General features: G+C 57.4%; 24 protein-coding genes and 3 tRNA genes. 17 read left to right on the top strand and 10 right to left on the bottom strand.

The window, feature by feature from the left end:
• The first annotated feature begins 8 nt into the window (after positions 1-8).
• The 4 genes from rsmC to AABB92_RS15100 all read left to right on the top strand — a co-directional run bounded on the left by rsmC (position 9) and on the right by AABB92_RS15100 (position 1,510).
• A complete protein-coding gene (gene rsmC, locus AABB92_RS15115) occupies positions 9-1,040 on the top strand; it encodes a 16S rRNA (guanine(1207)-N(2))-methyltransferase RsmC (protein ID WP_031376051.1) in 1,032 nt (343 codons plus the stop codon).
• Positions 1,041-1,191: 151 nt separating this feature from the next.
• Positions 1,192-1,278 (top strand) — tRNA-Leu (locus AABB92_RS15110).
• Positions 1,279-1,308: 30 nt separating this feature from the next.
• A tRNA-Leu gene (locus AABB92_RS15105) sits at positions 1,309-1,395 on the top strand.
• Positions 1,396-1,423: 28 nt separating this feature from the next.
• A tRNA-Leu gene (locus tag AABB92_RS15100) sits at positions 1,424-1,510 on the top strand.
• Between the two features lie 83 nt (positions 1,511-1,593).
• Here the strand turns inward: AABB92_RS15100 and AABB92_RS15095 are convergent.
• Positions 1,594-1,878 (bottom strand): DUF1435 domain-containing protein, encoded by a 285-nt coding sequence (locus AABB92_RS15095; RefSeq protein ID WP_031376351.1) that lies wholly within the window; start codon positions 1,876-1,878, stop codon positions 1,594-1,596.
• Between the two features lie 222 nt (positions 1,879-2,100).
• On the opposite strand from AABB92_RS15095, the gene AABB92_RS15090 reads away from it, so the two are divergent.
• From AABB92_RS15090 to AABB92_RS15080, 3 genes are all read left to right on the top strand, one after another.
• Positions 2,101-3,189 (top strand): GGDEF domain-containing protein, encoded by a 1,089-nt coding sequence (locus AABB92_RS15090; protein WP_031376350.1) that lies wholly within the window; start codon positions 2,101-2,103, stop codon positions 3,187-3,189.
• A 193-nt stretch (positions 3,190-3,382) separates the two neighbouring features.
• Positions 3,383-4,174: a siderophore-iron reductase FhuF gene (fhuF, locus tag AABB92_RS15085; RefSeq protein ID WP_031376349.1), complete on the top strand. Its 792-nt coding sequence runs from the start codon at positions 3,383-3,385 to the stop codon at positions 4,172-4,174.
• Positions 4,175-4,270: 96 nt separating this feature from the next.
• Entirely contained in the window at positions 4,271-4,735 is a 465-nt protein-coding gene (locus AABB92_RS15080; RefSeq protein WP_031376348.1) for a YbaK/EbsC family protein, read from the top strand.
• On the opposite strand, the gene AABB92_RS15075 is transcribed toward AABB92_RS15080, so the two are convergent.
• The 4 genes from AABB92_RS15075 to AABB92_RS15060 form a co-directional block, all read right to left on the bottom strand.
• Positions 4,732-5,952, bottom strand: coding sequence for an MFS transporter (locus AABB92_RS15075; RefSeq protein ID WP_031376347.1), 1,221 nt, complete (start codon positions 5,950-5,952; stop codon positions 4,732-4,734). The two genes, AABB92_RS15080 and AABB92_RS15075, sit on opposite strands and share 4 nt — an antisense overlap.
• 319 nt (positions 5,953-6,271) lie before the next feature.
• The gene (locus AABB92_RS15070) at positions 6,272-7,264 is read right to left on the bottom strand and encodes a nucleoside hydrolase (RefSeq protein WP_031376346.1); all 993 of its coding nucleotides are present in this window, start codon (positions 7,262-7,264) and stop codon (positions 6,272-6,274) included.
• A 12-nt stretch (positions 7,265-7,276) separates the two neighbouring features.
• Entirely contained in the window at positions 7,277-8,299 is a 1,023-nt protein-coding gene (locus tag AABB92_RS15065) for a LacI family DNA-binding transcriptional regulator (RefSeq protein ID WP_046289218.1), read from the bottom strand.
• 66 nt (positions 8,300-8,365) lie between these two features.
• The gene (locus tag AABB92_RS15060) at positions 8,366-9,757 is read right to left on the bottom strand and encodes an MFS transporter (RefSeq protein ID WP_031376345.1); all 1,392 of its coding nucleotides are present in this window, start codon (positions 9,755-9,757) and stop codon (positions 8,366-8,368) included.
• Positions 9,758-10,345: 588 nt separating this feature from the next.
• On the opposite strand from AABB92_RS15060, the gene AABB92_RS15055 reads away from it, so the two are divergent.
• Positions 10,346-10,900: a histidine phosphatase family protein gene (locus AABB92_RS15055; RefSeq protein WP_031376344.1), complete on the top strand. Its 555-nt coding sequence runs from the start codon at positions 10,346-10,348 to the stop codon at positions 10,898-10,900.
• On the opposite strand, the gene AABB92_RS15050 is transcribed toward AABB92_RS15055, so the two are convergent.
• Complete coding sequence (locus AABB92_RS15050) at positions 10,882-11,847, bottom strand: beta-propeller fold lactonase family protein (RefSeq protein ID WP_031376343.1); 966 nt, start codon at positions 11,845-11,847, stop codon at positions 10,882-10,884. The two genes, AABB92_RS15055 and AABB92_RS15050, sit on opposite strands and share 19 nt — an antisense overlap.
• A gap of 504 nt (positions 11,848-12,351) precedes the next feature.
• On the opposite strand from AABB92_RS15050, the gene AABB92_RS15045 reads away from it, so the two are divergent.
• Entirely contained in the window at positions 12,352-13,365 is a 1,014-nt protein-coding gene (locus AABB92_RS15045; RefSeq protein ID WP_031376342.1) for a glycosyltransferase family 32 protein, read from the top strand.
• Here AABB92_RS15045 and AABB92_RS15040 read toward each other — a convergent pair.
• On the bottom strand, positions 13,342-14,259 hold the full coding sequence (locus AABB92_RS15040; RefSeq protein WP_046289177.1) for a LysR family transcriptional regulator: 918 nt from the start codon (positions 14,257-14,259) through the stop codon (positions 13,342-13,344). The two genes, AABB92_RS15045 and AABB92_RS15040, sit on opposite strands and share 24 nt — an antisense overlap.
• A gap of 112 nt (positions 14,260-14,371) precedes the next feature.
• Between AABB92_RS15040 and AABB92_RS15035 the strand changes: the two genes are divergently transcribed.
• The 3 genes from AABB92_RS15035 to AABB92_RS15025 all read left to right on the top strand — a co-directional run bounded on the left by AABB92_RS15035 (position 14,372) and on the right by AABB92_RS15025 (position 18,405).
• The gene (locus tag AABB92_RS15035) at positions 14,372-14,761 is read left to right on the top strand and encodes a tautomerase family protein (RefSeq protein ID WP_031376341.1); all 390 of its coding nucleotides are present in this window, start codon (positions 14,372-14,374) and stop codon (positions 14,759-14,761) included.
• Positions 14,762-14,984: 223 nt separating this feature from the next.
• Positions 14,985-17,276, top strand: coding sequence for a phosphatidylglycerol--membrane-oligosaccharide glycerophosphotransferase (opgB, locus tag AABB92_RS15030; protein ID WP_046289176.1), 2,292 nt, complete (start codon positions 14,985-14,987; stop codon positions 17,274-17,276).
• Between the two features lie 229 nt (positions 17,277-17,505).
• A complete protein-coding gene (locus AABB92_RS15025) occupies positions 17,506-18,405 on the top strand; it encodes a tropomyosin (protein WP_342550276.1) in 900 nt (299 codons plus the stop codon).
• A 15-nt stretch (positions 18,406-18,420) separates the two neighbouring features.
• Here AABB92_RS15025 and AABB92_RS15020 read toward each other — a convergent pair whose 3' ends face one another.
• On the bottom strand, positions 18,421-19,134 hold the full coding sequence (locus tag AABB92_RS15020; RefSeq protein WP_031376339.1) for a GNAT family N-acetyltransferase: 714 nt from the start codon (positions 19,132-19,134) through the stop codon (positions 18,421-18,423).
• A gap of 100 nt (positions 19,135-19,234) precedes the next feature.
• On the opposite strand from AABB92_RS15020, the gene pdxR reads away from it, so the two are divergent.
• On the top strand, positions 19,235-20,683 hold the full coding sequence (gene pdxR, locus AABB92_RS15015; protein WP_031376338.1) for a MocR-like pyridoxine biosynthesis transcription factor PdxR: 1,449 nt from the start codon (positions 19,235-19,237) through the stop codon (positions 20,681-20,683).
• Here pdxR and AABB92_RS15010 read toward each other — a convergent pair.
• Entirely contained in the window at positions 20,680-21,774 is a 1,095-nt protein-coding gene (locus tag AABB92_RS15010; protein ID WP_031376337.1) for a LacI family DNA-binding transcriptional regulator, read from the bottom strand. The two genes, pdxR and AABB92_RS15010, sit on opposite strands and share 4 nt — an antisense overlap.
• A gap of 230 nt (positions 21,775-22,004) precedes the next feature.
• Between AABB92_RS15010 and AABB92_RS15005 the strand changes: the two genes are divergently transcribed.
• The 4 genes from AABB92_RS15005 (at position 22,005) to AABB92_RS14990 (ending at position 25,565) form a co-directional block, all read left to right on the top strand.
• Positions 22,005-22,817 (top strand): ABC transporter substrate-binding protein, encoded by an 813-nt coding sequence (locus AABB92_RS15005; protein ID WP_046289217.1) that lies wholly within the window; start codon positions 22,005-22,007, stop codon positions 22,815-22,817.
• Between the two features lie 61 nt (positions 22,818-22,878).
• Positions 22,879-23,685, top strand: coding sequence for an amino acid ABC transporter permease (locus AABB92_RS15000; protein WP_031376335.1), 807 nt, complete (start codon positions 22,879-22,881; stop codon positions 23,683-23,685).
• Positions 23,678-24,433 carry an amino acid ABC transporter ATP-binding protein gene (locus tag AABB92_RS14995; protein WP_046289175.1) on the top strand — a complete coding sequence of 252 codons (756 nt, stop codon included), beginning with the start codon at positions 23,678-23,680 and terminating at the stop codon, positions 24,431-24,433. Before AABB92_RS15000 ends, AABB92_RS14995 begins: the two co-directional genes overlap by 8 nt.
• Before the next feature lie 19 nt (positions 24,434-24,452).
• Positions 24,453-25,565 carry an NAD(P)/FAD-dependent oxidoreductase gene (locus tag AABB92_RS14990; RefSeq protein WP_031376334.1) on the top strand — a complete coding sequence of 371 codons (1,113 nt, stop codon included), beginning with the start codon at positions 24,453-24,455 and terminating at the stop codon, positions 25,563-25,565.
• Between the two features lie 45 nt (positions 25,566-25,610).
• Here AABB92_RS14990 and AABB92_RS14985 read toward each other — a convergent pair whose 3' ends face one another.
• Positions 25,611-26,114 (bottom strand): RcnB family protein, encoded by a 504-nt coding sequence (locus tag AABB92_RS14985; protein WP_031376333.1) that lies wholly within the window; start codon positions 26,112-26,114, stop codon positions 25,611-25,613.
• Positions 26,115-26,134: the final 20 nt, after the last annotated feature.

The raw sequence follows: 26,134 nt of genomic DNA, 5'->3' as shown, positions 1-26,134 counted from the left end.
AGCCCCACATGTCTGCTTTTACCCCGGCCAGCGAAGTCATTCTGCGCCACAGTGATGAATTTACCGCCCGCCATGTTTTATTTGCTGGCGATCTGCAGGATGACCTGCCCGCTCAGCTGGAAACCGCCTCTTCGCGGGTGCATACCCAGCAATATCATCACTGGCAAAACCTGAGCCACCGTATGGGCGAACAGGCGCGTTATGGACTGGTTGCGCAGGCGGAAGATGTGCAGGGCTGCGATACGCTGGTCTATTTCTGGACCAAGAACAAACCGGAAGTGCAGTTCCAGCTGCAAAACCTGCTGTCACTGCTGCCGGTGGGCTGCGATGTGTTCGTGGTGGGTGAAAACCGCAGCGGCGTGCGCAGTGCCGAAGGGATGCTGGAACAGTGGGTCACGCTGGAGAAGATCGACAGCGCACGTCGCTGTGGCCTCTATCACGGCCGCCTTGATCGGCAGCCGACCTTCGACGCCAGCGCCTTTGGTCATACCTATCAGCTGAACGATCTGACCGTGCATACCCTGCCGGGCGTGTTCAGCCGCGACGGCCTGGATAGCGGCAGTGCACTGCTGCTCTCGACCTTCACCGCACATACCAAAGGCAAGGTGCTGGATATCGGTTGTGGTGCCGGAGTGCTTGCCGCGTCGTTGCCGGCGCGTTCGCCAAAAGTCCGTTTGTGGCTGTGCGACGTGCACGCCGCGGCAATTGAAGCGAGTAAAGCGACGCTGGCCGCCAACGGACTGGAAGGCGAAGTGTTCGCCAGTAACGTCTTCTCGGACGTGACCGGCCGTTTCGACATGATTATCTCGAATCCGCCGTTCCATGAAGGCACCCAGACCAGTCTGGATGCGGCACAGACGCTGATCCGCGGCGCAGTGAAGCATCTCAATACCGGTGGCGAGCTGCGTATCGTGGCTAACGCCTTCCTGCCCTACCCGCAGGTGCTGGATGAAACCTTTGGCAGTCACGAAGTGCTGGCGCAAACCGGCCGCTTCAAAGTTTATCGTGTCGTTTACGGTCGCGGTGCCAAAGCGCGTTAAGACTTTTTCCGCTGTTTAACCGCGTCGCCGGGCTGAAAACGTTGCTTTTTACAGCGATCGTTTCAGCCCGACAAAATAGTTGTTGACGCATTGAGTAAAATCTCTAGAATGCGCCTCCGTGGTTGTAACATTCTCAAGGTGTTACGGGTATGCGAAGGTGGCGGAATTGGTAGACGCGCTAGCTTCAGGTGTTAGTGTCTTAACGGACGTGAGGGTTCAAGTCCCTCTCTTCGCACCAAAATCACAAGTTTCATATCGCGAGCACTGCGCGAAGGTGGCGGAATTGGTAGACGCGCTAGCTTCAGGTGTTAGTGTCTTAACGGACGTGAGGGTTCAAGTCCCTCTCTTCGCACCATTGCGGTGATATGAACAGACAACTCGATGCGAAGGTGGCGGAATTGGTAGACGCGCTAGCTTCAGGTGTTAGTGTCTTAACGGACGTGAGGGTTCAAGTCCCTCTCTTCGCACCAACGTTGTCATCTCCCTGCGTTACTTCCCCTTTATGATCGTTTCTGTTACCGCAACCCGGTTACACGCTGTTCACTCCCTGCCTTTAATTCAGATGAAAATTCACTGACACTGCCGCCAGTCCGCCCGCTAATGCCAGACAGGATGGCAGCAGCAGATAATGACGTAAGCGCTGGTTAAACAGCATGACAATGGTCAGCAGCAGTGCCACGATCATCACTACCCGCCACTGGCTGAAGCTCGGTCCCCATAACGCGAACAATGGCATTGCGGCGCACGGCAGCAGAACGCCCCAGGCGCTATCCAGTTTCTTCCCCATCACCCAGCTAAATCCCCACAGGCCGCAGGCGGCAATAATGGCCATCCCCATGATCCGAACCTCAAATGATAAGCATTCCCATTATCATATGACAGTTTTGTGCCTTATGCAGCCTGTTTTTGTCTGGCCCGGCCAGGAAGATGACAGACCAGTTGGAAAATGCTAGATTGCGGCCGATAACACTATTAATAACAGCAATAATTTGCTCACTGTCCGGTAAAGCGCTTTACCGGTTTGCGCTTTGATATTTCAGGGCCGTTACGAGTATTTATAATGAAATTACAATCTTATGAAGAACTGAAACACAGCAAATATCGGCTTTCGCTCATGCTTTTGTTGTTTCTTAACGTTGTTATTACACTATTCTGCTGGACGCCGGTCAGAAAAAGCGAAATGACGTTACCGGTAATTTGCGTCGCCATTTTCAGTAGCGCAATATTATGTCTTTGTTTAATCCGTCCTAAACTAAAATTACCGTTATTAAATCCGGTGTCGTTTATACTAGGTGCTCTCTGGGCCTGGCACATTAACTATCGCTTTCATCAGGCATCTTATTTTGATGATGGCTTTCTGATTATCAGTTTGCTCAGCGTTTTTTTTATCAGCGCCATCGCTCTGAGCGATCATCTGCTGGCGTTTTGCCTGCATATCACCCCGCCGGTGGTCACCGTATTGCTGCTGGATAAGGGGGAACATCTGCCGCTGATCCTGCTGAACATCACCCTGCCGCTGATTGGTTTTTCGTTGCAGCATCTGATGCGTCGTCGCGCCGATAACTTTACCCTGCGCCTGATGCGCCAGCTGTATCAGGAGAAAGAAGCCTTCAGTGACCTCAGCATGCTCGATCCGCTCACCGGACTGTATAATCGCCGCGGACTGAAAAACCGGCTCGACAATATTCTGGAAAACCATGCAGGCAGTCATTATGTCCTGCTGCTGGATATCGATCATTTCAAAGCCTATAACGACAATTACGGTCATGCGATGGGTGACCAGGCGCTGGCGCGGGTGTCGGTGGCCATTCGCGATGCGGTGCGTTCACGGGATGTGGTTACCCGTTATGGCGGCGAAGAATTTCTGGTGCTGATGACAAACGTCAACAGTTCCATTGCAATGAAACTGGCGGAGCGAATTCGTCAGTATGTGGTCGATTTAGAAATTCCTCACCGCTTTAATGAAAAAGTTTCGACCCATGTAACGATTAGCGCCGGCATTGCGCCTATTTATGATAATGAATTTGATCAGGCGGTGGCGAACGCTGACCGCGCATTATATGTGGCTAAAAATCAGGGAAGAAATACCATTCTCGCCTGGGAAGATTTACCTAAAGCGCATCATCCAACGTCCGGCGAACACGCGTAATACCCTTGCGTATTAAGCGGCTATTATTATGCCGTAACCGCGGTATAGCGGATTTTTATTCTATTAGTTCCTGTTCCTGACTTATTTCCTCTCCCCGGCCAGCCGCCCTTTCCTGCTGATGTTTTGTACGGCTTGAAGAGTGAATCAATAACGATTATCATTTGCTTTCTTATCTACTCTTTCGCGAGTCGACATGGCAACCGTAACCGCTCAGGAAAATCGCTTTAGCTCCCAGTCGATGATCTTCCGGCAAAACGACCGTCCGCTGGCGGAAAGTTTGCAGCAACGGTTATTGCAGCAGCCTGACTATCTGCAGCAGTCGATTAAGCTCGATCAGCCTGCCGCGCCCGATTGCCTGACGCTCGCCGACTGGTCACAGCCCGCCGTGTTTACGCCGCTGATTCAGCGTTACAGCGACTATCTCTATCGCGATCATCCTGATGCCGTGCGGGAAGCAAAACCGGTGCTGTCACTGTGGGCGCAGTGGTATTTTGGTCTGCTGCTGCCGCCACTGATGATCGCCCTGCTGCAGGAGTCGCGCGCGCTCGACTGCTCGCCCGAGCATATCCGGGTGGAGTTTCAGCATGGACATCCCGCCGCGTTCTGGATTGCGGTGCAGGAGGATGAGGATGCGCACTACCTGAATGCACAGCAACGCCTCGATCGGCTGATACAGCAGCATCTGATCCCGGTAGTGAACAGCATTACCCGCCACGGCGATATCAATGCCAGGCTGATCTGGAACAACATGGGCTTTTCGTTTCAGTGGTTCCTCGGCGAGCTAAAAAACACCCTCGGTGAGCTGCCGGTGGCACAACTGGAACAGGCGCTGTTCTTCAACCAGCAGCTGCTGGATGGCAGCGATAATCCGCTCTACCGCACTATGATCCCCCGCAACGGCGAACTGGTCCGTCGCAGCTGCTGCCAGCGTTACCGCATCCCCGATGTGGCGCAATGCGGCAACTGCACCTTAAGCAGCAGCTGATCGCGACGCATTCTGTCACTAAATCTCCGTTTATCTCGTTTACAGGCTGCGAGGCTTGTGGCAATTTTTACGCCTTCGATCAGCCTGGAGAGAAAGATGAGCCTGGAGTCAGTACGCCAGTTCTTTGCCGAACACGCCCCTGAAATTGAGATTATTGAGTTGGCCGAAAGCACCGCAACGGTTGATATGGCCGCCCGCGCCCACGGCGTTACGCCAGGCCAGATCGCCAAGACCCTGTCATTGAAGGTCAAAGATGAAGTGGTGCTGATTGTGACGCGTGGCGACGCCCGGCTGGATAATCGCAAGCTGAAAGCGGCGCTGGGAGCCAAAGCGCGGATGCTTAGCGTGGATGAGGTGATTAACTGGACCGGCCATCCGGTCGGCGGCGTCTGTCCTTTCGGGCTGGAAAATCCGCTGACCGTTTACTGCGACGTTTCGCTGCGCGGTTTTGACGAGGTGTTACCTGCGGCGGGCGCCATCCATAGCGCCGTGCGCATCAGTCCGCAACAGATGGCCGAGCTGACGGCTGCCCGCTGGGTCGACGTCTGCGAAGCGCGTTAATCGGGCTGCCGGGCCACCGCGCCGGAGATTTCGATGCCGCGCGTCTCGCGACCAAACGCCACTAACAGAGAGATCAGCACGGCTACCGTGCCCGCCACTATCGCCATGCCCAGTCCGTAATTGCCGCCGTGGGCTTCTGCAATACGCGATTGCAGCGTGGCGTTGACCGAAGCGATCAGATTCCCCAGCTGGTAGACAAAGCCCGGCAACACGGCGCGTGCGTTGGCCGGAACCAGCTCGGTCAGATAGGTCGGAACGACGCCCCACGCGCCCTGCACCATAAACTGCATCAGGAACGCACCGATGCCAATTGCCCATGAGCCGCTGGAAAAAGCCCACAGCGGCAAAATCGGCAGCGTCAGCAGTGATGCCAGAATAATCGCTTTTTTACGGCCGATACGCTCAGACAGTGACCCAAAGCAGATGCCGCCCAGCATCGCCGCAATGTTGTAACCGATGGCGATCAGGCTGACGGTATGGGCATCAAACTGGTGCTGCACTTTCAGGAAAGTGGGATAGAGATCCTGGGTGCCGTGACTGAAAAAGTTAAAGCAGGCCATCAGCAGCACCATATAGAGACAGATTTTCCAGTGCTGGCGAATGATCGGCATCAGCGCCGAACTGGTTTTATGCTGGCGCGCCGCCAGCCAGACCGGGGATTCAGGTACTTTAAAATAGATAAACGGCAGCAGCAGAATCGGTACTGCGCCAATCAGGAACATGCCCCGCCAGCCAACAGTGGCAAAGAACAGGCCAAAGACAATCGACGCCAGCAGATAACCGCACGGATAGCCCGCCTGGAAAATACCGGACATCAGCCCGCGGGAGCGATCCGGAATGGTTTCCATCGCCAGCGACGAGGCCACGCCCCAGATGCCGCCCATCGCCACGCCGTAGATCACCCGGAACGCCAGAAACGCGCCAAAGGTCGGTGACCAGGCGGAGAGCAGTTCAAACAGCGAAAACAGCACGATATTCAGCATCAGAATCGGCTTGCGGCCGTAGCGCTCCGCCAGGCGACCAAACAGCAGCGCCCCGATCGGCCGCACCGCCAGCGTCAACATAATCGCCAGCGAGACCTCCGAAACCGAGGAGTGAAAGTAGTGCGCCAGATCGCTGAGCACAAAAACCAGAATGAAGAAGTCGAAAGCATCCAGCGTCCAGCTGGCAAAACTGGCAAACGCCACGTTTCGCTGGGTAGGAGTCCAGTTAAGCATGTCACTATCCTGTCTGAGCGGCTTCGGCACAGCGGCCGGAAAGGGGTGGGCGCAACCCACAGCGTGGTTGCAATTTTGTTAACCACTTGTATATATCATGTCAGAAAGGTTAGCGTGCTACGTAATTGTCAGCCGCTGCTTCAGGCTGTAAATAAGCGTGTCAGAATGGCGATTCAGGAAGGGTACGGGGCGGATTGCGCCCCGGTATTCAGGCTTTCATGATTTCATGATTTCATGATTTCATGATTTCATGATTTCATGATTTCATGATTTCATGATTTCATGATTTCAGGCTTTCAGGCTTTCAGGCTTTCAGGCTTTAGGATTCGGGATTCAGGCGACTGAAAGCCTGGCCGATGATCGCTAACAGCCGGGCATTATCGACACGATGCAGCACGTGCACTAACGCGCCACAGTTCTCCGGGATGCCGGTAGTGACGCGCAGCGGCTGACGATAACGCCAGCTTTTCCCGCGCGTCGGCCCGGCCCGCAGTTCGATATCCACCCGGTAATCGATGCCGGATGCCACCCGCTGATTCATCAGCCAGGCGATCACCAGCGCATCATGGATCCAGCAGCCTGCCAGCTGGCGGGTCTGTATGGAATAGTCGATCCACGGCCGCAGAGTCTCGCGCACAAACTGCGTCAGCGGATGATCAACCGCGGTCAGCCGGGTTAAATCCTGCTGGGTCAGCAAGGTCTGGGTGGTGACATCCATCGGCACCAGCGTCAGCGTGGCACCACTGTGTAACACCTGATGTGCCGCTTCCGGATCGAGTCCAAAATTGGTGTCTTTGATGTAATCATCCAGCGCGAATACGCCGCCCATGATCACAATCTCCGCCACCGCTTCCGCCATGGCCGGATAACGCTGCATCGCCAGCGCCACATTGGTCAGCGGACCAATCGCTACCAGCGTAATCTCGCCCGGATTGTCGCAAATCAGCTTACCGATGGCGTCGGCCGCCTCGCCCGCATCCGCCGGTAAATCTGCAGGCTGGCGCACATCCTGCCACAGCGTACTGAGTCCTGACTCTATCACCCGATTATCCAGTGCATCACGCCACGGGGCCGGATCTTCCTCAAGTGCCTGCTGAGCGCCCTGCACCACCGGAATGGCTAAGCCCAGCCGGGTTACCAGATCTTTGGCGACGCGCGTACCCAGCTCGCAGGGCGTGTTGCCCGCCACGGTGGTAATTAATTCCAGCGATAGCGCCGGAGACGCCAGGGCCAGCGCTATCGCCAGCCCGTCATCGGTATTAGCACCGGCGATACCGTTGCCCGGATCGCAATCAATAATTATTCGTTTCATGGTGTTATCTGGTTAACTCTGGCTTTGCGGTTTACAGCCGCAGGATTCGCCGATTTCAAGATAGTGGGGAAACTCTTTCAGCTGTGCTTCGTTCTGACCCGCTTTCAGCATCTGAATAGCGCAACGCGCCATCTCACGCAGCGGCTGGCGCACGGTAGTTAACGTCGGAACATGAAAAGCGGCGTGTTCAGTGCCATTGAAACAGACCAGTGCCACATCCTGCGGCACGCGAATCTGTTGTTCGGAGAAGGCGCGGAGCGCGCCAAGTGCCTGACCTTCATTGCTGGCAAACAGGGCGCGCGGCACACGACGCTGTGTAATCATGGTGCGGGCCGCCGCATAACCGCCCTCGCGGCTGTAACTGGCCGGGAAGATCAGCGACTCATCAACCGGCAGGCCACGCTCCTGCATCGCGTCACGCCAGCCCTGGATACGATCCTGGGCGTTAAGCATCTCTGTCGGACCGCTAATCATCCCTACCTGCTGATAACCGTGACTCAGCAGATGCGATGTGACCTGCCAGGCCGCCTGGCGCTCATTGACCCGCAGCATACTGACGCCCGGCTGCGGCTCGACCCGTTCCAGCATCACCAGCGGCGTACCGCTGGCTTTAATCATCTCAATGTAGGGATGGCGATCGACGCTGTTATAAAACAGTCCATCCACCTGCCGGTTCAGCAGCCCCTGAATCAGCTCCAGCTCGCGTTTACGGTCATCGCCGGCATCACCCAGCAACATCACGTGACCGTGGTTCAGCGACTCCTGCAGCAGCACATGCGCCATCGAGGCGACAAACGGATTGCTGATATTCGGCACCACCAGGCCAAAGGTTTTGGTATTGCCGGAGGCCAGGGCGCGCGCCGCAGCGTTTGGCCGGTAACCGGTCGCCTTAATCGCTGCCAGCACCCGCTGACGTGTCGCATCGGCAACCGGACGTGGCCCGTTATTAATCACATAACTGACCACCGCCACCGAGGTGCCTGCCGCTTTCGCGACCTCACTGCGGGTGACTTTTCCTGTTAACGACTTAGCCACATCACTTTCCTCCATAAACAAAGCAGGCCGCATTACACGGCCTGCTGTACTTTTTTGTTGGTCCGGCTATATCGCATCATCCGGCAGGTTGAGATCCCGCCCTCGCGTCTCCGGCGCCACAAAGGTCGTCAGGAACCCGACAGTGGCCATCGCCGAGAAGTAGACCGCAATCGGCCACCAGTGACCGCTGTAAGAGAGCATCGCTGCGGCGATCAGCGGTGCGGTGCCGCCAGAGAGAATGGAACCCAGCTCTTTGGCGACCGCCATTTTGGTATAGCGGTGGTGGACGCCGAACATCTCCACGCCCCAGGCTGCCTGAACGCCAAAGATACCCAGCGACGCCAGCGCCATTCCCACCACGATTACCGGAATGACCAGCATCGGCTCGCGGCTATCCAGCAGCGTAAAGGCCGGCCAGGCGTAGACCATCAGCAACAGGCAGAACACGCGGTAAACCACCCGGCGGCCAAAGCGGTCCGACAGCCAGCCCGCGCAGGGGATAATGATAAAGCCTAGCAGCGACGCCAGAAAAACGGCGGTGGTCGGCACCGATTTATCCACCATCAGCACCTTCGCGACGTAACCGACAATAAACCCCTGCGCCAGATAAGAGGGGCCATTCTCGCCGATACGCAGACCCACCATGGTCCAGAAGGCGCGGGTACGCTGAAAGAAAGGACGCGAGTCGACCGCTGGCTGCGCCGCCAGCACGCCGGCACGTTCCGCTGCCATCTGCGCTTTTTTACGCTCAAATACCGGCGTTTCACGCAGGTGACGTCGAATCCATAAGGCGACCAGCGCAATCAGCGCACTGCTGAGGAACGGGATGCGCCAGCCCCATTCGAGCAGGCTCTGCTGATCCATCTGCACCACGATCAGCCAGACCAGCGAGGCCAGCAGCGTACCGCTGTTGGAACCAAGCGCGATCACGGAAGAGACCAGGCCGCGACGCTCCACTGGCGCATATTCGCCCAGCATCACCGTACCGCCCGACAGTTCAGCACCCGCGCCAAAACCCTGGGTAAAGCGCAGCAGCACCAGACAGGCCGGTGCCCAGACGCCAATCGAGGCATAGCTGGGGATTAAACCGATAAAGGTGGTGGAGGCGCCCATCAGGATGATGGTGGCGATCATCACCACCTTTCGCCCTTTGCGGTCGCCGAGCCAGCCGAAGAACAGTGCGCCAATCGGGCGGGCAACAAAGCCGACCGACCAGGTGGCAAAACTGGAGAGCAGCGCCATCGCCGGGGTCGATTCCGGGAAGAAAACGTCACCAAAAATAATGCCGGCGGCAAGGCCATAGAGCGCGAAATCCGCGTACTCCATGGCGGTACCTAACCAGCATGAGAAAGTGGCGCGCCAGAAATCTTTGCGGCCGGAAGGCGTATTAAACCGCTCGTCGGCGGCTGAGGAGGAAGGCAGTGATGCCTGCTGCTTAACGGTGCTGTGTGCCGTCATAACCCTGTCCCTGAATGAGTATGCAGATCGATAAACGCCCGTCCGTGGGTCGGTTCCCTGGGTGTAAGCGGAACATCCCGGTGGCGACGTTCAGTTGACTAACCATGATGAAAGGTTAAAGGATTCCCTGGTGTTGGAATCTGGCCCCTCGCCCGCTTTCGCCGATCTTTTTTGACCGGTCGCTTTAACGAAGCGAATGTAACTTCACAATCAATGGCGCCTGCTGTGCATCGTGCACCGTGAGCAATCACTGGAGACATAGTGTATCTACGCGCGTAGATAAATCAATAGATCTTCAGATAATTTGTTAGATAAACTTCATTATCACACTGCGTCATCAAAAGTTTTTATCGCAAATTCAGGCAGTTAACCGAGAGTCGTCGCGCATAAAAAATACATCAGGGCGTGCGAAGTAGAATTTTCTCTTAACATTAAGCTAAATCGGGAGCAGGCCCCTTTCATCGCGCTCCGTTATCGCACCGCGCTGTTACCGTGGCATGACAGCCGGGTTATTCTCCGAAAAAATATCCAGGGATTGGCAAATGCAGACAATGCTTTACCCTGTGGTGAAAGCGGTACAGGAGAGTTATGACGATTATTCTAATGCGGCACGGTAAGCCCAATCACCAGCCCGGCGGACGGCACAACGTGCAGGCGCTGGCGGACTGGTGCGAAGCCTACGATTTGTCACAGGTCAGCGACGGACCGCCGCCGCGTAGCCTGTCTATTGCGCGTCAGGCGACGGTGGTGGTGTGCAGCCCGCTTCCCCGCGCCCGCTCCTCACTGCGCCAGCTCGGGTTGCAGCCGCACGAGGTCGACGCGCTGTTTAGCGAGGTGGCAGTGCCGCTGCTACCGGGCAGTCAGCTCCAGCTACCGACGCTGATCTGGCTGGCGCTGCTGCGGCTGCTGTGGCTGTGCGGTTATGCCGGCCAGAGCGAGTCATTGCAGCACGCCCGCCATCGCGCTTCACTGGCGGCCGACCGGTTAATTGAGCACGCCCGCCACGGCACGGTGCTGCTGCTGGGTCACGGCATCATGAACAAGATGATCGCCCGTGAGCTGCGCAAACGCGGCTGGCAGGCGGAAAAGCACGCCAGCAGCCGTCACTGGAGCTCGGCGATCTATCATCGTCCGTTTATCTGATCGCGCGGATAGTAGCTCAGCACTTCACAGCCGGTGCCGACCCGCGGCGTGGCAATCACTTTGCGCTGAGCCAGATCGATCACGCTCAGGGTGCCATCGCCCTGATTGGCGATCAGCAACAACTGTTTGTCAGGGCTGAAGCAGCCATCCATCGGCATAGTGCCGACCGCGATATCGCCCAGCGGATTGAGCAGATCGTCAAACAGGGTGACAACCGGCTCACCCTCGCCAATCGCCACCAGCTGTTCCCCATCCGCGCTAAAACGCACCACCTGACAAGGCTGCTGATGACCCGGCAGCGCCAGACGCTGGCGAATCCGGTGGCTTTGCCGATCGATAACGTACAGCAGCGGCGCGTCGGCGGCGCTGGCCACCAGGTAAGGGTGTCTGGGTGAGGCGGCGATACCGGCAATCGGCCCCGGCAGCAGGATGGTATCGATGATCCGCCCTTCCGCTTCGCACAGATCGACGACCGTGATGGTGGCGTCCTCTTCGTTATCGGTAAACAGCTTGCGGCCGCTGGGTGACAACGTCAGACGATGCGCATTGTGCGAAGGGATCGGAATGACTTTTTCCAGCCGATCGGTGAGCGGATCGATCACCGCCACAGCGGCACTCTGCTCACAGCAGAGGTAGACTTTGCCGTCGCGCCCCAGCTGACTACTGTGCGGCGCCCGCAGCGGAGACAGATCGATAAAGCCGCTGATCTCCCGATGCTGCAAATCAATTATCGCCACTTTATGGCCCGGATGCGGATTGTTGCCATGAACGCCATCGCCATAAATCGGCACATAGGCTTTGCCCCACGCCGTCAGCATCAGCAGTTCATGCGGTCGCGGTGGAAAGGCGTTCAGCTCCCGCTCGACCGCAAACGTCTCCGGGTTAAGAAACAGGACGCGATTGCCCCGTTTATCTACCGCCAGTAAACCGTGAGAATCACTCTGCATGCGCGCTCCTTTCTCAGTAAGATCCTCTTAAGCGTAGACAATCGTTAACGCGCGGCACGCCGTGAGCGATTGATGAGCCGGGCTAACGCGGCAGTTTAAGCGCAATCCGCTGCCGAAAAAGCCACCAGGCCGCAGCAGCGGCGATAACTCCGCCGCGCGATTCAGACTTTCCTTATACCGGCGAAAAAGAGTGATTAAATAAATAATACAGTCCGCTTAATCTATTATTTTCATCGGCTGCCCGGTTTATTTCCGTATTATCCGAAAGTCAAAAAAAGACATAGCTTATAGGTAAATAATGTTTTATTAAAAAGGTGCAGTGCAATTTAAACCGCCGTGAGGAAACTAGCGCGCGCTTTTACACTGCGCCACCATCAGGGAAACCCTTTAATAATTCCCGCACTGATTGAGATTGCCGCCAGGCTGCATCGCCCCGCCATCGCGTTAATTATGGGGCGCGCAGGTGCTGCAATATGACGGGAAAATAAAAACAACAGGTGCACCATGACTTTACATCGCCAACGACCTGCGCATAAGATCTGGCGCAACTGGAAAAGAATATCATTCAGTAGCCAGATGTTATGGAATAAAAAACGACACAGCGTCTTTAGCGCACCGGAATATGACCCGGGGCAGGAAGAGAACGTCGTGTTGATATCGCAGCAGAAAAGCTTGCCGGAAATTCCGAAGATTGTCTGGATGTACTGGCATAACGATCAGCTGCCTACCTCAATGGCGCTGAATATCAGTAAAATCCGGCGGGATAATCCCGATCACCAGGTTTATCTGATTACTCAGCACATCCTGTCGCAGTGGCTGCCCGATCTTGACTTTATCTCTTCCGATCTGACGCTGGCGCATAAAAGTGAAATCATTCGTCTCGAACTGATTCACCGTTACGGCGGCATCGGCATTGATTGCAGTACCCTGTTATTTGAAGATCTCGCCTGGGTCCATCGCGTGCATCTGGAGCGGTCGATGGATTTAATCGGTTACTACCGCGAACAATCAACCCTGAATTTCCTCGCCCCGGTGATCGAAAGCTGGTTTGTCGCCGCTGCGCCGCAAAATCCGTTTATCCGCGAGTGGCTGAAACAGCTGGCACCGGTGAAAAACGTCGGCATTCAGAACTATTTTCAGGAACTGAAAAAGCGCGATGATTTCCCGATGATTGTGCAGAACATTGATAATCCATCGCGCCAGCTATTGTCACTGGCCCAACAGGTAGCGATGCGCGAATACCGACGGGCCAATCTCTACCTGCGGAAAGGGGAAGCTAACGCTTACTACTATCAGCGCCTGCACGCTGACAGCAGCAGCGCCTTCGCCCATTCCGTGCTGTTTCAGCAACGACCGCAAACGCCGCCGCCAATCATCAAGTTAACCGGAAACGAACGGCTGCATCTCGACTTCAATCTGCGGCTGGGTTTGTACAATCGCCGCAGCCTGATGGGTGAGATGATGCAGCAGACCGCCCCGACGCTGGCGCTGCCGCTAACCGTCAAAGCGCGCGCGTAACCAGTGGGCAAAGGTGGTGACCGCACGTGGCACCTGCGCCGCCCAGGGACGCACAATCCACAGGCGGGCGGCGAACGCCTCGACCGCCTGCCATTCAGGCAGAACCTGTTGCAGTGAACCGGCTGCCAGCGCCGCCCGGGCGCTGAAGTCCGGCAGCATCGCAATGCCTAATCCCTGCAGCGCCGCATCGCGGATCGACTCACTGTTATTGGTGGCAAAACAGCCCTGAATCCGCACCTGGATCCGCTCATTATCGCCGTCGGTCACAAAGCTCCAGCGTGGCGATTCCACCCCGCGTGGATAGTAAAGGCAGTTATGCCGGGCCAGATCCTGCGGCATCAGCGGCGTACCCTGCGCCGCCAGATAGGCCGGTGACGCCACCAGCAGCGTGCGCGTCTCACACAGCGGCAGCGCCACATGGGTTTCCGGTAGCGTGTCGCTGTGGCGTATCGCCAGATCAAACCCTTCACTGCTGAGCGACACAATGCGGTCCGTTACGTCGAGCTGCAGGCGGACCTGCGGATAGTCACGCAGAAACTCACCAATGATCGGCACCAGCTGCTGACGGGCAAACGCCACCGGCGCGGTGATGCGCACCAGTCCCCGTACCGGACCGGCAGTATCACGCACGCTGAAAAAGCTCTGTTCGATACGGGCAAACGGCTCGCGCAACTCCTCCACCAGCTTTTCACCCGCCGAGGTCAGACGCACGCTGCGGGTAGTACGCTGTACCAGCAGCACGCCCGCCATCTGCTCCAGCTCTTTGATTTTTTGGCTCATCGCCGCTTTGCTGACGTCGAGCCGCTCTGCGGCACGGGTAAAACTGCCCTGCTCGGCCAGCACCGTCAGCCAGTGCAGGTGATCCCACAGCGCATCGGTCTTCATCTCTTTCATCTTGATTGTTCAATATAGTGAATAATAAGTTCAGGCTACGCGCTTTTTCCCGGCGGATAAAGTGGTCACTATAGTCACAACAGACTATCACTCTCACCGCGAGGAAAAGCCGATGCCACTGCTGCAATTTGATGTTATTCAGGGTCGTTCAGAATCCGAACTGCGTACGCTGCTGGATGCAGCACACCGGGCCGTGCTCACCGCGTTTCAGGTTCCTGAGCGCGATCGTTACCAGATTGTTCAGGAAAACAAGCGCCACCAGATGGTGTTTCAGGATACCGGGCTGGGATTCAGCCGCAGCGATAATCTGGTCATGGTGCGGGTCTACACCAGCCCGCGCAGCAGCGAACAGAAACAGCACTTCATGGCGGAGCTGGCGCGCGAGCTGCGCGAAAGTTGTGGCGTGCAGGGTAACGATTTAATGATCAGCTTTATCACCAATGACAAAGGCGACTGGAGCTTTGCTGATGGTGAGGCGCAATACCTGACCGGCAAACTCTGAAATTACAGTCCGCTTTGCTCTGCTGACGGTGCGCGCCAGCCGCCGTCAGGCCTGATAAACTCCCCGCCGATGCTCTCTGTCACCAATATGATCCTCACCGCACAAATCTGGCTGGATGTGTTGCAGCCGGGTTACAGCCAATATAGATTGTCGAAAAACCATCCCCCCGAAGGTGGCCGGCAGTCTGAAGCGCCGCGTACTCATATCAACAGAGGATTTGCCGTTGTCCGAATTAGCGTCACTTGGGCTGTTTCTGGCCGCTATTGCTATCTATTCCTGTAAAGCCGGGCGTAACAAATTTTGGTTCTTTGTGGTGTTAATCCTGCTGGTGTTGTTTGTGGTGCTGAATGCAACGCTTTACGCCAGCAACTACTTCACCGGCGACGGCATCAATGATGCCGTGCTCTATACCCTGACCAACAGCCTGACCGGTGCCGGTATCAGTAAATATGTGGTGCCGGGCATAGGGCTGATCATCGTGCTGTTTCTGCTGTTCTGCCTGCTGTCGTGGATACTGCGGCGGCGTGAGCGGCCACATCATATCGGCTGGTCGCTGCTGGCGGTGGCCTGCGCGCTGGGTTCAGTGCAGACCACACCTGCATTTCGTCAGGTGGCGTCCCTGATTGTGTCGCACACCCAGCTGGCCGATTCCGACTTCGATGCGTTCTACAAAGTGCCACGTAACCGCATTGCGCAGCCGCACCTCAACGTGGTCTATATCTACGGCGAAAGCCTGGAGCGCACCTATTTTGATCAGCACGCTTTTCCCGGCCTGGCACCGGAGCTCAGCCGCCTGAAAGAGCAAAGCATCGACTTCAGCCAGACTGAGCAGCTGCCGGGTACCGATTACACTATCGCTGGCATGGTCGCCTCAATGTGCGGCATTCCGCTGTTTGCGCCGTTTGACGGCAATGCCTCAGCCTCGCTCTCCAGCTTCTATCCGCAAAACGTCTGTCTGGGCGACATCCTGAAAAACTCCGGCTACGACAACTGGTTTATTCAGGGCGCTGATCTGCGCTTCGCCGGCAAAGATGTGTTCCTGAAATCACACGGCTTTGATCCGGCCAACCTTTACGGCGCGCAGGAGCTGAAAAGCCGCGTTGCCGATCCGACCTATCGCAACAACTGGGGTTATTACGACGATACGGTGATGGATGAGGTGTTTGAAAAATATCAGGAACTGTCAAAAGCCAACAAACCGTTTGCGCTGTTCACCCTGACGGTCGATACCCATCATCCCGATGGCTTTATCTCCCGCAGCTGTGAACGCAAGAGCTACAGCTTTGATGGCAAACCAAACCAGTCATTTAGCGCGGTGGCCTGTTCGCAGGAGCACGTCGCGCGCCTGATTGACCGGATTAAAGCCTCACCGTGGTTTAAACAGACGGTGATTGTGGTGACCTCCGATCATCTGGCGATGAATAACACCGCCCACCAGTACCTGATTAAGCAGCCGCGCCACGATCTTTTTATGGTGATCCGCGGCGATAAACCGCAGGCAGAAGTGATTGATGCGCGCCGCAGCACGCTGGATAACGGCGCGACGCTGCTGGATATTCTCGGCGGTGACAACGCGATTGGTCTGGGCCGCAGCAGCCTGAGCAGCGTTTCGCTATCGACGCAGTTTGAAGATATGAAAAGTAAGGTGATGAGCTGGAAGCCGGATATTATCCAGCTGTGGAATTTCCCGAAGATGATGGACAGCTTTACCGTCGATCAGGTGAAAAATACCTTTAGCTTCTCGGGTACCACCTTCCGGTTACCGATTCTGTTCCGCATCAGTGATAAGCATGTTGAGCCGATGCCGGAAGGGGAATATTCGGCACCGCTGCGCTATCAGCTGGCCGATTTCACCTCGACCGATAAGTTTCTGTGGGTCGATCGCTGTTTCAAAATGGCGCGACTCTGGCAGCCGTCGCTGGCGCTGTCCGGCGATCTCTGTGTGGCAATGGGCCAGCTCGGCGCAACGCCTGCGGTAACGCATATCGATCAGCCACAGTGGAAAGGTAAAGTGAAATTCCCGACCACACCGACCAGCGATGCGGCTTATCAGCGCAATCTGGCGCAGATCCGCATCGAAGATAACGACATTCGCTACAGCGCCGACAGCTTCCGGCTCGACGTGCCTGGCGCACCGCAGAGCATCAAGCGTTTTAGCGGCATTTCCCGACCGGAAAGCTGGGGTCGCTGGTCTAACGCTAATCTCGCGCCGGAAGTGAAGATAGAGTACGTCGATCCGCTACCGCCGAAGTTTGACCTGGTGATTACCGCTCGCGCTTATGGAGCTAACGTCCACCGCCAGATCCCGGTGCGGGTTGGCGATCAGCAGCAACTGCTGTCGCTGGGTGAAACCTTCTCTACCCATACGCTGCATTTTGACAACCCGACCGCCACGCACCAACTGACCATTGCGCCGCCGGAACCGCAGCTGAGTAATATCGGCAATATCACCGGTCAGGACCCACGCAAACTGGGCATTGGCATGGTGGAAATCAAGATCGTGCCTCAGCCATAACGCCTGCTTTTCTCTTCTCCTCTGCGGATTCACGCAGAGGAGATCTTCCCGCATCAGACGCCGAAGGTTGCGAGACCGCTCGCAATCCACTGCACGTTACTTGTTGAACTAATTGATATTTTTCGGAAAGGCGCGCAAAGTACAACCGGCTTAGTGGTACCCTTTGTGTGATCTGTCATCCTCTCGCTATCGCCGTATTGCCGGGAGAGAGGCAGACATGACAAGCACCATGATGAAGACCCACCAGGCCTTTAAAGCCCTGCAGCGGGCAGGGATCGATGAGCAGCAAGCGGAGGCGATGGTGGAGATCTTTACGGATATGCAGCAGGGAAAACCGGACCAGCCAGACGATAAGCAACTCAGCCGGGTTGAACAAAAAGTCGACCGGGTCGATGAGCGCGTCGGCCACGTTGAGCAAAAAGTCGATCAGGTCGAACAAAAAGTTGAACTGATCGATGAGCACGTTGGCAATGTTGAACGCAAAGTCGATCAGGTCGACCGAAAAGTTGAACAGACAGATGAGCGCGTTAGCAATGTTGAACGCAAAGTTGATCAGGTCGACCGAAAAGTTGAACAGATAGATGAGCGCGTTGGCAATGTTGAACGCAAAGTCGATCAGGTTGACCGAAAAGTCGAACAAATCGATGAGCGGGTTGGCAATGTTGAACGCAAAGTCGATCAGGTTGACCGAAAAGTTGAACAGATAGATGAGCGACTCGGCAATGTTGAACGCAAAGTCGATCAGGTTGACCGAAAAGTTGAACAGATAGATGAGCGACTCGGCAATGTTGAACGAAAAGTCGACCTGATGGATGAGCGACTCGGCAATGTTGAACGAAAAGTCGACCAGATCGATGAGCGACTCGGCAACGTGGAACGCAAAGTTGACCAGATCGATGAGCGTCTGGGGCACGTTGAAAGAAAAGTCGATAAGCTGGGTATCCGGCTTAACCAGGTTGAAATCAAAGTCGATAAGCTCGAGGCTGGCCTGATCAGCTTAACCCGAACGGTCGAGAATCTCAGAGATGAAGTGATGACAGTGAAAAACGACATGCGCTGGATTAAGCGACTGTTAATGGTGATGACCACCACCCTGCTGGTGGCGGCCGTGAAAACCCTGTTTATCTGAATAAGCAGCGACCGGTCAGGGCAGCTTGCGCAATGTTTCCAGCTTTTCGCGCTGCTGGCCATCGGCAGTAAAGTTGTCGCTGGCCAGCCAGCGCTGCAGGCCCTTTTTCACCTGCGGCCATTCGCCATCAATGATCGACAGCCAGCTGGTATCGCGACTGCGGCCTTTGTAAACAATCGCCTGGCGGAAATCGCCTTCGTAGCGGAAACCAAGACGTTCTGCCGCCCGACGTGATGGCGCATTGCAGCTATCACACTTCCACTCATAGCGGCGATAACCCAGCGTCTCAAAGGCGTAACGCATCAGCAGGAAATGGGCTTCCGTCGCCATGCGGGTCCGCTTCAGATGAGGTGAAAACGCCACATGTCCGACTTCGATCACGCCATGTTCCGGCTGAATCCGCATCAACGCCAGGCTGCCTGCCGCCTGCCCGCTGACAAGATCGATTACCGCAAAGTGCAGCGGGTCACGGCTGGCCTCCAGCTGCGCCGCATGCTCCTGCCACACCTGCCGGTTATCAAACGGCCCGACAAACATATAGGTCCAGTCGCGGCCATCTTCCGCCGCGGCGTAGGCATCGAACAGCGCTTCGCCATGGCGCGCCACGCTGAACGGCTCAAGCCGGCAAACTTCGCCAGTGAAAACCTGCGGCTGCGGAAAAGGACGGGGTTGCCAGTCCGGTAAATCGACCCCGACCGGCTGACCATACTGATTAGTGTGTTGTGACATATCGCCTCCAGGCTTCAGATGATGCCTGCAGATTGCCACTATCATGGTGGGTTAAAAAGTACCACAATGTTTGAAAATGATAGATCCACGGGAGCGCGCCATGAAGCCGGAGAGCCATCCTTTACTGCTGGCACCGTTAACGCCAGCCGCCGGAACCACGCTGCAGCAGCAGCTTTACCAGCGGATTAAACAGGGCATTTTGCAGGGCCAGCTGGCTGCCGGCGCGATGTTACCTGCCACCCGGCAACTGGCCGCTGAGCTACAGGTCTCACGTAATACGGTGCTTAACGTCTGGACCCAGCTGCAGGCGGAGGGCTATCTGATGAGCGATCGGCAGGGTAGCCGCGTCAGCCTGCTGGCGTTACCGACAGCCCGGCCAGATGACAACGGGTTGGCTCACTGGCCGCTGGCAAAACGGCTTGATGCCCTTCAGCTCAGCCAGCGTTTCGATACCGGAACGCTGCCGCTGCGCCCCGGCATTCCGGCGCTGAATCATTTTCCGTTAGCCGCCTGGCGTCGGGCGCTTAATCATGTGCTGAACCACACGCCACCGCGCCAGTTGGGTTATGGCGACCCGCTGGGTGATCCTGAACTGCGTGCCGCACTGGCGCAGCAGTTGCGTATCACGCGCGGTGTTCGGTGTGATGCCGGACAGATTGTGATTACCGAAGGAGCGCAACAGGCGCTGATGCTGTGCGTCACTCTGCTGAGCGATCCGGGTGACCACGGCTGGGTTGAAGATCCAGGCTATCGTGGGGCCAAAGCGGCCATGCAAGCCGGCGATCTGCGCGTGGTTCCGATTCCCATCGATCAGCAGGGCCTGGCTCCGCAGCCGCAACACTGGCAACAGTCCCCACCGCGCCTGATCTACACCACGCCAACCCATCAGTATCCGACTGGCGCGGTGATGAGCGCAGCCCGGCGGCTGGCGCTGATTTCGGCGGCGCGGCAGCAGCAGGCGTGGATTATCGAAGATGATTATGATGGCGACTTCCGGCACCACGGCGAGCCGATTGCCGCCATGCAGGGGATGACCGATAACGCGCCGGTGATCTATCTCGGCTCCTTCAGCAAGACGCTGTTCCCTGCCCTGCGTATCGGCTTTATGGTGCTGCCCGCGCCGCTGGTCAGTAATCTGCGACCGGCGCTGCATCAGCTGCTACGTGGCGGTAATCCGCTGGAGCAGCAGGCGCTGGCACGCTTTATTCTCAGCGGCGATTACAGCCGGCATTTGAGTAAAATGCGCCGCCTCTATCGCCAGCGTCAGGCCCTGTTGCGCAGTGAACTGCAGCAGGCCGCGGGCCAGCCGATACCCTTACTGGGTGGCGACAGCGGAATGCATCTGGTCTTGCCAATCGAGGCGCATCAGAATGACGTGGCGATAGCCAACAGGCTGATCCAGGCTGGCTACGCGCCTGCGGCACTCTCGACCTTTTATCTGACCGAACCGGCACAGCGCGGCCTGGTGATTGGCTATGGCAACAGCAGCAGCACGCAGATCACCGCGGCGGTACGACAGTTGCGCCGGGTGCTGGGCTGGCCGGGTTAACGTCTGCCGCGTGGCTCACTGTCGCTGGCCGGAGCAGCAATCGATTCCCGCAGTATCAGCCGGGCATCAAAGCGCGGCATTGGACCGGCCGCTTCGCCACGAATTTCGGCAATCAGCCGGCGTGCCGCTTCACGCCCCATCTCGTATACCGGTTGCGCCACTACCGTCAGCGGCGGCGTCACAATTTCGCTCCATGGAAAGTTGTCATACATCACGAAGGAGAGATCCGCCGGGATGCGCAGCCCGCGCTGCGTCACTTCACGCAGCAGCCACATCGCTACTACGCTGTCAGAGGCCACCAGCGCACTGGGTGGCTGCGGGCGCTGCCACAGCTCAGCCACGATGCGGGCGATCTGCGCTTCATCCAGCGCATTCACTTTTACCAGCGACGGATCAAATTCCACTCCCGCCGCGGCAAACGCCTGCATCATGCCACCGACGCGCTGGGCAACCGGCGTCAGGCCAAAATCAGCTGGCGCACGGTAGTCACCGGTCAGCGCCATGCTGGTGACATAGGCGATATGACGATGGCCGGCCTGCAGTAACCGTCTGGTGGCGTCAGCCGCCACTTTGGTGAATTCACAGCAGATCGCTTCGACATCAAGGCCGGTAACTGCACGATCGAACAGTTTCAGCGCCCGGCCCTCTTCCAGCACCTGCATCAGATGGCTGTTTTGATCGCGCTCTGAACAACTGGGGGCCACGATAATGCCGTCGACCCGCTTCTCCAGCATCACCCGTACCGCATCCTGTTCAGCCTGCAGCTTTTCGTCGCTGTTGCTGAGCAGCAGATGGTAACCGGCGGTACGCGCCACATCCGCCATGCCGCGCAGGGCGAGGCCGAAGTGGGGATTTTCAATATCCCCGACAATGACACCGATGGTGTTAGAGCGCCCGGTATTCATGCTGCGCGCCAGCTCATTCGGACGGTAGCCCAGTGCGGCAGCGGCGCTGTTTACCCGCGCCTGCACCTCATCACTGACCGCGCCATAGCCCCCGAGCGCACGCGCCGCCTGGGCCTTGGAAACCTTTGCCGCGCGCGCCACATCCGCCACGGTGGGTGCTTTAGAACGTAATTTCTGGCTGGTCATAATTATTTTGAATCACAGGTTGATGACAGGAAGATTGACGCCGAAAAAAGGCTGTGCTTAAACTCATTGTAACCCCTTGAGACCGGTCTCACAACGCCCACGTCCACAAGGTGTCACCTGCGTTGAGACCGGTCTCAAAAATAATCACCGGCTCAACAGTCTCTGATGTTTAAACCTGCAAAAACGGATGAGCTATGAAATCGCAAACCAAACCGGGCAAACGGCCTGGCATGCTGTTCGGCACTGTGTTCAGTAAGACGTTCAGCACCCTGCTCGCACTCTGTGCACTTTCGTTCTCTACGCTGGCTGCCAGCGATGACAATCCCTACGGCCTGATCGAACCGGGCCAGCTACGCGTCGCCAGCGTCGGCGATTCCAGACCTTATACCTTCACCGATGCCAGCGGTCAGTTCACCGGCTTTGACGTCGAATTCTTTAAAAATGTCGCCCATCGCATGGGAATCGATAAGGTCGATTTTGTCGGTCAGGACTTCTCCGCCATCATGCCGGCGGTCGCCAACGGTCAGTATGATGCGGCGGTCGCGGCGATCGGCATCACCCCGGCACGTGAAAAAACCGTCGATTTCTCTACTGGCTATCTGGCGGGCTTTCTCACCGTGCTGACCCGCAGCGACAGCGGCGTGAAGAATGTCGCCAGTCTGGCAAAACGGCGGCTTGGCGTCGTTCAGGGCACGCTGCAGGAGAACTACGCGGTGGAACACTTCACCCAGACCGACATCGTGCGCTTCCCGGATAACAACAGCGCGGTCTCGGCGCTCAATAATGGCACGCTAGACGCCATCTTCCTCGACTATGAGGCCGCCAAAAGCTACGCCGAACGCTTCAAGCTGGTCTCTGCTGCCGATATCCCCTCTTTTGACGCCCCGGCCGGTATCGCCATCGCCAAAGGCAAACCCGCCTTTAAGGCCGCACTGGACAGCGCCATTAAAGCGGCGATGCAGGACGGCACCTGGCAGCGGCTCTATCAGAAGTGGTTCCCCGGCTCGCCAATGCCCAAACAGTATCTGCCTGGCGGTCAGTAAAGCGGCGGACGTTCGCGTCCTGAGTTAACCGGGGAATGCCCCGCACTGCATGGAGACGGCGATGGACTTGCTCACGATTCTTTCCCGCACCTTCTTTGATTTTTCCTCAATGAGGGAAGTGCTGCCGCAGATGCTGACCACCGGGCTGGTGAATACGGTGATTATCTCGCTGGCGGCCACCCTGCTTGGCACACTGTTTGGCCTGCTGCTGGCGCTGATGGGCATTTCGCCCTCGCGCTGGCTGCGCCTGCCCGCCCGGCTGTATACCGATCTGTTTCGCGGTCTGCCGTCGATTCTGACCATCCTGCTGATTGGTCAGGGCCTGGCGCGATTCAGCTATCAGCTGTTCGGTCCGACGCCTTACCCGCTGGGGATCTTCGCCCTCAGCCTGATTGCCAGCGCCTACATGGGCGAGATTTTCCGCGCCGGCATTCAGAGCGTCGAACGCGGCCAGATGGAAGCCTGTCGCGCGCTGGGGATGAGCTATGGCCGGGCGATGCGGCTGGTGGTGATCCCGCAGGGGATCCGCCGGGTGCTGCCCGCCATCGTCAATCAGTTCATCGCCATCATTAAAGACTCGTCGCTGGTCTACCTGCTGGGGCTGATGACCCAGCAGCGCGAGCTGTTTCGCGTCGGCCAGGATGCGGCGGTGCTGACCGGCAATCTGTCGCCGCTGATGCTGGCCGGGCTGTTCTATCTGATCATCACCGTGCCGCTGACGCACATGGTCAACTACGTGGATGTGCGTTACCGCACCGGCCGCCGTCGCCTGACCGCGCCGCAAAGTGGTTTAAAAGAGGTGGAGGAAGTCAGACGGCCCAACGGCACGCTGGCCACTCACCCGCTGACCGGAGGCAACCATGAATAACCGCTCAACCAGCGCCAGCTGGCACGGAGCCAGCCTGGAGCTGCGCGATCTGACCCTCGCCTATGGCCCGATTGAGGTGCTGCGTAACGTCTCGCTGCGGGTCGCGCCCGGCAGCACCACCTGCATTATCGGGCCATCCGGCTCGGGCAAATCGACCCTGCTGCGCGGTATTAACCGGCTGCATGAACCGAAATCGGGCGATGTGTTGCTGGCCGACCGATCGGTACTGCGCGACAAACCGGACGCACTGCGGCTGCGGATTGGCATGGTGTTTCAGCACTTCAACCTGTTTCCCGATCACAGCGCGCTGGAGAACGTGGCGCTGGCCCCGTGGCGCGTCAAAGGCTTGCCCAAAGCGCAGGCGATGGCGATTGCCCGTCAGCGGCTGGAAGAGGTTGGTCTGGGTCCGCGCGCCGATCACCGGCCACGCGATCTCTCCGGCGGCCAGCAGCAGCGGGTGGCGATTGCTCGCGCGCTGGCGATGGATCCGGAGGTGATGCTGTTTGATGAGGCGACCTCGGCGCTCGATCCCGAACTGGTGAAAGGCGTGCTGACGCTGATGGCCGATCTCTGTCGTCGCGGCATGACGATGGTGGTGGTAACGCATGAAATGGGCTTTGCGCGCAAAGTGGCGGATCAGGTGGTGTTTATGGACGAAGGCGAGATTGTCGAAGCCGGGCCGCCAGCCGCTATTTTCGATGCGCCGCAGTCACCGCGCCTGCAACGTTTTCTCTCTGAAGTGCTGTAACTGAGTAAGGAACCTGATAATGGCGGTAAAAACTGAAATGAAAGTGGTGGTGCTGGGCGGTGGCGTGCTGGGCGTATCGACGGCGCTCGAGCTGGCGAAACGCGGGGCAGCGGTAACCTTAGTGACCGAAGCCGCGCTCTGCTCCGGCGCCTCAGGACGCTCGCTGTCGTGGCTCAACTCAGCGGGCGAGCGGTCGAAACCTTATCATGCGCTACGTATGGCCGGCATCGATCGCTATCGCACCCTGTTTGCCCGGCATCCGACACTCGACTGGCTGCGGTTTGACGGCGGGATCTGCTGGTCGGATAACGATGTTGCCGCGACGGAGGCGCGCCACGACTATGAAAAAGCCCACGGCTACGATTCACAGCTGATCACGGCTGAAAACGTGGCGCAGGCGGATGCTGCGGTCGATCCCGATGCGCTGGCGGCCCAGGCAATATTTAATCCCGGTGAAGGCTGGGTCAGCCTGCCGCATCTGGTGGATTATCTGGTCAATCAGTTCCGCGCACTGGGCGGCGAAGTGGTAGAACACGCCGGTAAAGCCAGCGTGATCACCGATCGGGGCCGGGCCTGTGGCATTCGTAGCGATAAAGGCGAGCTGCGCGCCGATGCGGTGCTGGTTGCCTGCGGTCCCTGGACGCCGGATGTGGTGGCACCGCTCGGTGTGACTATCCCCAACGGCTCGCCGGTTTCGATGCTGGTGATCACCGAACCGTCCGCCCAGCCGCTGAAAGCGGTGCTGAACACCCCGCGCGCCGCGGTTCGTCCCAATCCTGGCAACCGTTTTGCGCTCGATCACGACTGGTATGAAGCTGATATCCAGCCGCTGGCCGACGGGGAATACCGGATTGATGAGCAGGTGGTGGCGCAGCTGGCGCAGGAAGCCAGCCGGTTATTGCGTGGCGATCGGCCGCTCAAAGCTGAGAGCTGGAAGATTGGCCTCAAGCCGATTCCAGGTGATGGCGATCCGGTGCTGGGTGAACTGCAAAAGGTGCCGGGCTGTTACGTGGCGTTCAGCCACTCCGGTGCCACGCTGGCGCTGATTGTCGGGGAATTACTGGCGGACGAGATGATCAGCGGCGAAAAACATCCGATGCTGGCAAGCTTTGGTGCGGAGCGTTTCAGCTAAAAAAAAGCCGGTCGTGCTGACCGGCTGATTTTTTAACCGCTTATTTTAACCGCGGAAGAAGATATCGCCCGATTTCCCCATGACGATTTTGCCGGTGTCATTGGTAATCAGGATGTAATTGGCGTTGATATAGGCCCAGTGGGTATTCTCCTGCGGCGCAGGCAGATTACGTTTTTGCCACTCGGTAATGGTGTAGGTTTTATCAGTGTACTTCTCTGGCACCGTGTCGCCGACTTTATACTGTTTGTAGTCGATGATGATGGTGTTGAGATCGTAGTTCGGCTGTCCGCCAGTCGACGGCGCTGGCGTGGTCGGCGTAATGCCATCATTCGATTGTGAGCTGGATGGCGCCTCAGTCTGTGCGGCACCGGCATCCGGCTGAGCGTTAACCGCGCCAGGCTGCGACTGGGCATCAGGATTAGCAGGCTGAATCTGTGGCGGCGGCGGAACGGTATCCGTTGCTTCACCGGCGGCCTGCACAGCAGGGATCAGGCTCAGCGAGCCAACCAGTAATCCCATTGAGAAAAGTACACGTTGAGTCCTGCGCATAATGATTTCCACGTTAAATT

This window comes from Pantoea brenneri, from assembly GCF_038594305.1.
Lineage (GTDB): Bacteria > Pseudomonadota > Gammaproteobacteria > Enterobacterales > Enterobacteriaceae > Pantoea > Pantoea brenneri.
This window is presented reverse-complemented; position numbering and strand designations above follow the sequence as displayed.

Coding starts and splice junctions, on each gene's coding strand:
- AABB92_RS14990 (WP_031376334.1), top strand. CDS start 24,453: ATGGCGGTAAAAACTGAAATGAAAGTGGTGGTGCTGGGCGGTGGCGTG.
- AABB92_RS14995 (WP_046289175.1), top strand. CDS start 23,678: ATGAATAACCGCTCAACCAGCGCCAGCTGGCACGGAGCCAGCCTGGAG.
- AABB92_RS15035 (WP_031376341.1), top strand. CDS start 14,372: ATGCCACTGCTGCAATTTGATGTTATTCAGGGTCGTTCAGAATCCGAA.
- pdxR (WP_031376338.1), top strand. CDS start 19,235: ATGAAGCCGGAGAGCCATCCTTTACTGCTGGCACCGTTAACGCCAGCC.
- AABB92_RS15045 (WP_031376342.1), top strand. CDS start 12,352: ATGACTTTACATCGCCAACGACCTGCGCATAAGATCTGGCGCAACTGG.
- AABB92_RS15090 (WP_031376350.1), top strand. CDS start 2,101: ATGAAATTACAATCTTATGAAGAACTGAAACACAGCAAATATCGGCTT.
- AABB92_RS15060 (WP_031376345.1), bottom strand. CDS start 9,757: ATGACGGCACACAGCACCGTTAAGCAGCAGGCATCACTGCCTTCCTCC.
- AABB92_RS15080 (WP_031376348.1), top strand. CDS start 4,271: ATGAGCCTGGAGTCAGTACGCCAGTTCTTTGCCGAACACGCCCCTGAA.
- rsmC (WP_031376051.1), top strand. CDS start 9: ATGTCTGCTTTTACCCCGGCCAGCGAAGTCATTCTGCGCCACAGTGAT.
- AABB92_RS15050 (WP_031376343.1), bottom strand. CDS start 11,847: ATGCAGAGTGATTCTCACGGTTTACTGGCGGTAGATAAACGGGGCAAT.
- AABB92_RS15040 (WP_046289177.1), bottom strand. CDS start 14,259: ATGAAAGAGATGAAGACCGATGCGCTGTGGGATCACCTGCACTGGCTG.
- AABB92_RS15075 (WP_031376347.1), bottom strand. CDS start 5,952: ATGCTTAACTGGACTCCTACCCAGCGAAACGTGGCGTTTGCCAGTTTT.
- AABB92_RS15055 (WP_031376344.1), top strand. CDS start 10,346: ATGACGATTATTCTAATGCGGCACGGTAAGCCCAATCACCAGCCCGGC.
- AABB92_RS15070 (WP_031376346.1), bottom strand. CDS start 7,264: ATGAAACGAATAATTATTGATTGCGATCCGGGCAACGGTATCGCCGGT.
- AABB92_RS14985 (WP_031376333.1), bottom strand. CDS start 26,114: ATGCGCAGGACTCAACGTGTACTTTTCTCAATGGGATTACTGGTTGGC.
- AABB92_RS15000 (WP_031376335.1), top strand. CDS start 22,879: ATGGACTTGCTCACGATTCTTTCCCGCACCTTCTTTGATTTTTCCTCA.
- AABB92_RS15095 (WP_031376351.1), bottom strand. CDS start 1,878: ATGGGGATGGCCATTATTGCCGCCTGCGGCCTGTGGGGATTTAGCTGG.
- AABB92_RS15020 (WP_031376339.1), bottom strand. CDS start 19,134: ATGTCACAACACACTAATCAGTATGGTCAGCCGGTCGGGGTCGATTTA.
- AABB92_RS15025 (WP_342550276.1), top strand. CDS start 17,506: ATGATGAAGACCCACCAGGCCTTTAAAGCCCTGCAGCGGGCAGGGATC.
- AABB92_RS15010 (WP_031376337.1), bottom strand. CDS start 21,774: ATGACCAGCCAGAAATTACGTTCTAAAGCACCCACCGTGGCGGATGTG.
- fhuF (WP_031376349.1), top strand. CDS start 3,383: ATGGCAACCGTAACCGCTCAGGAAAATCGCTTTAGCTCCCAGTCGATG.
- AABB92_RS15005 (WP_046289217.1), top strand. CDS start 22,005: ATGCTGTTCGGCACTGTGTTCAGTAAGACGTTCAGCACCCTGCTCGCA.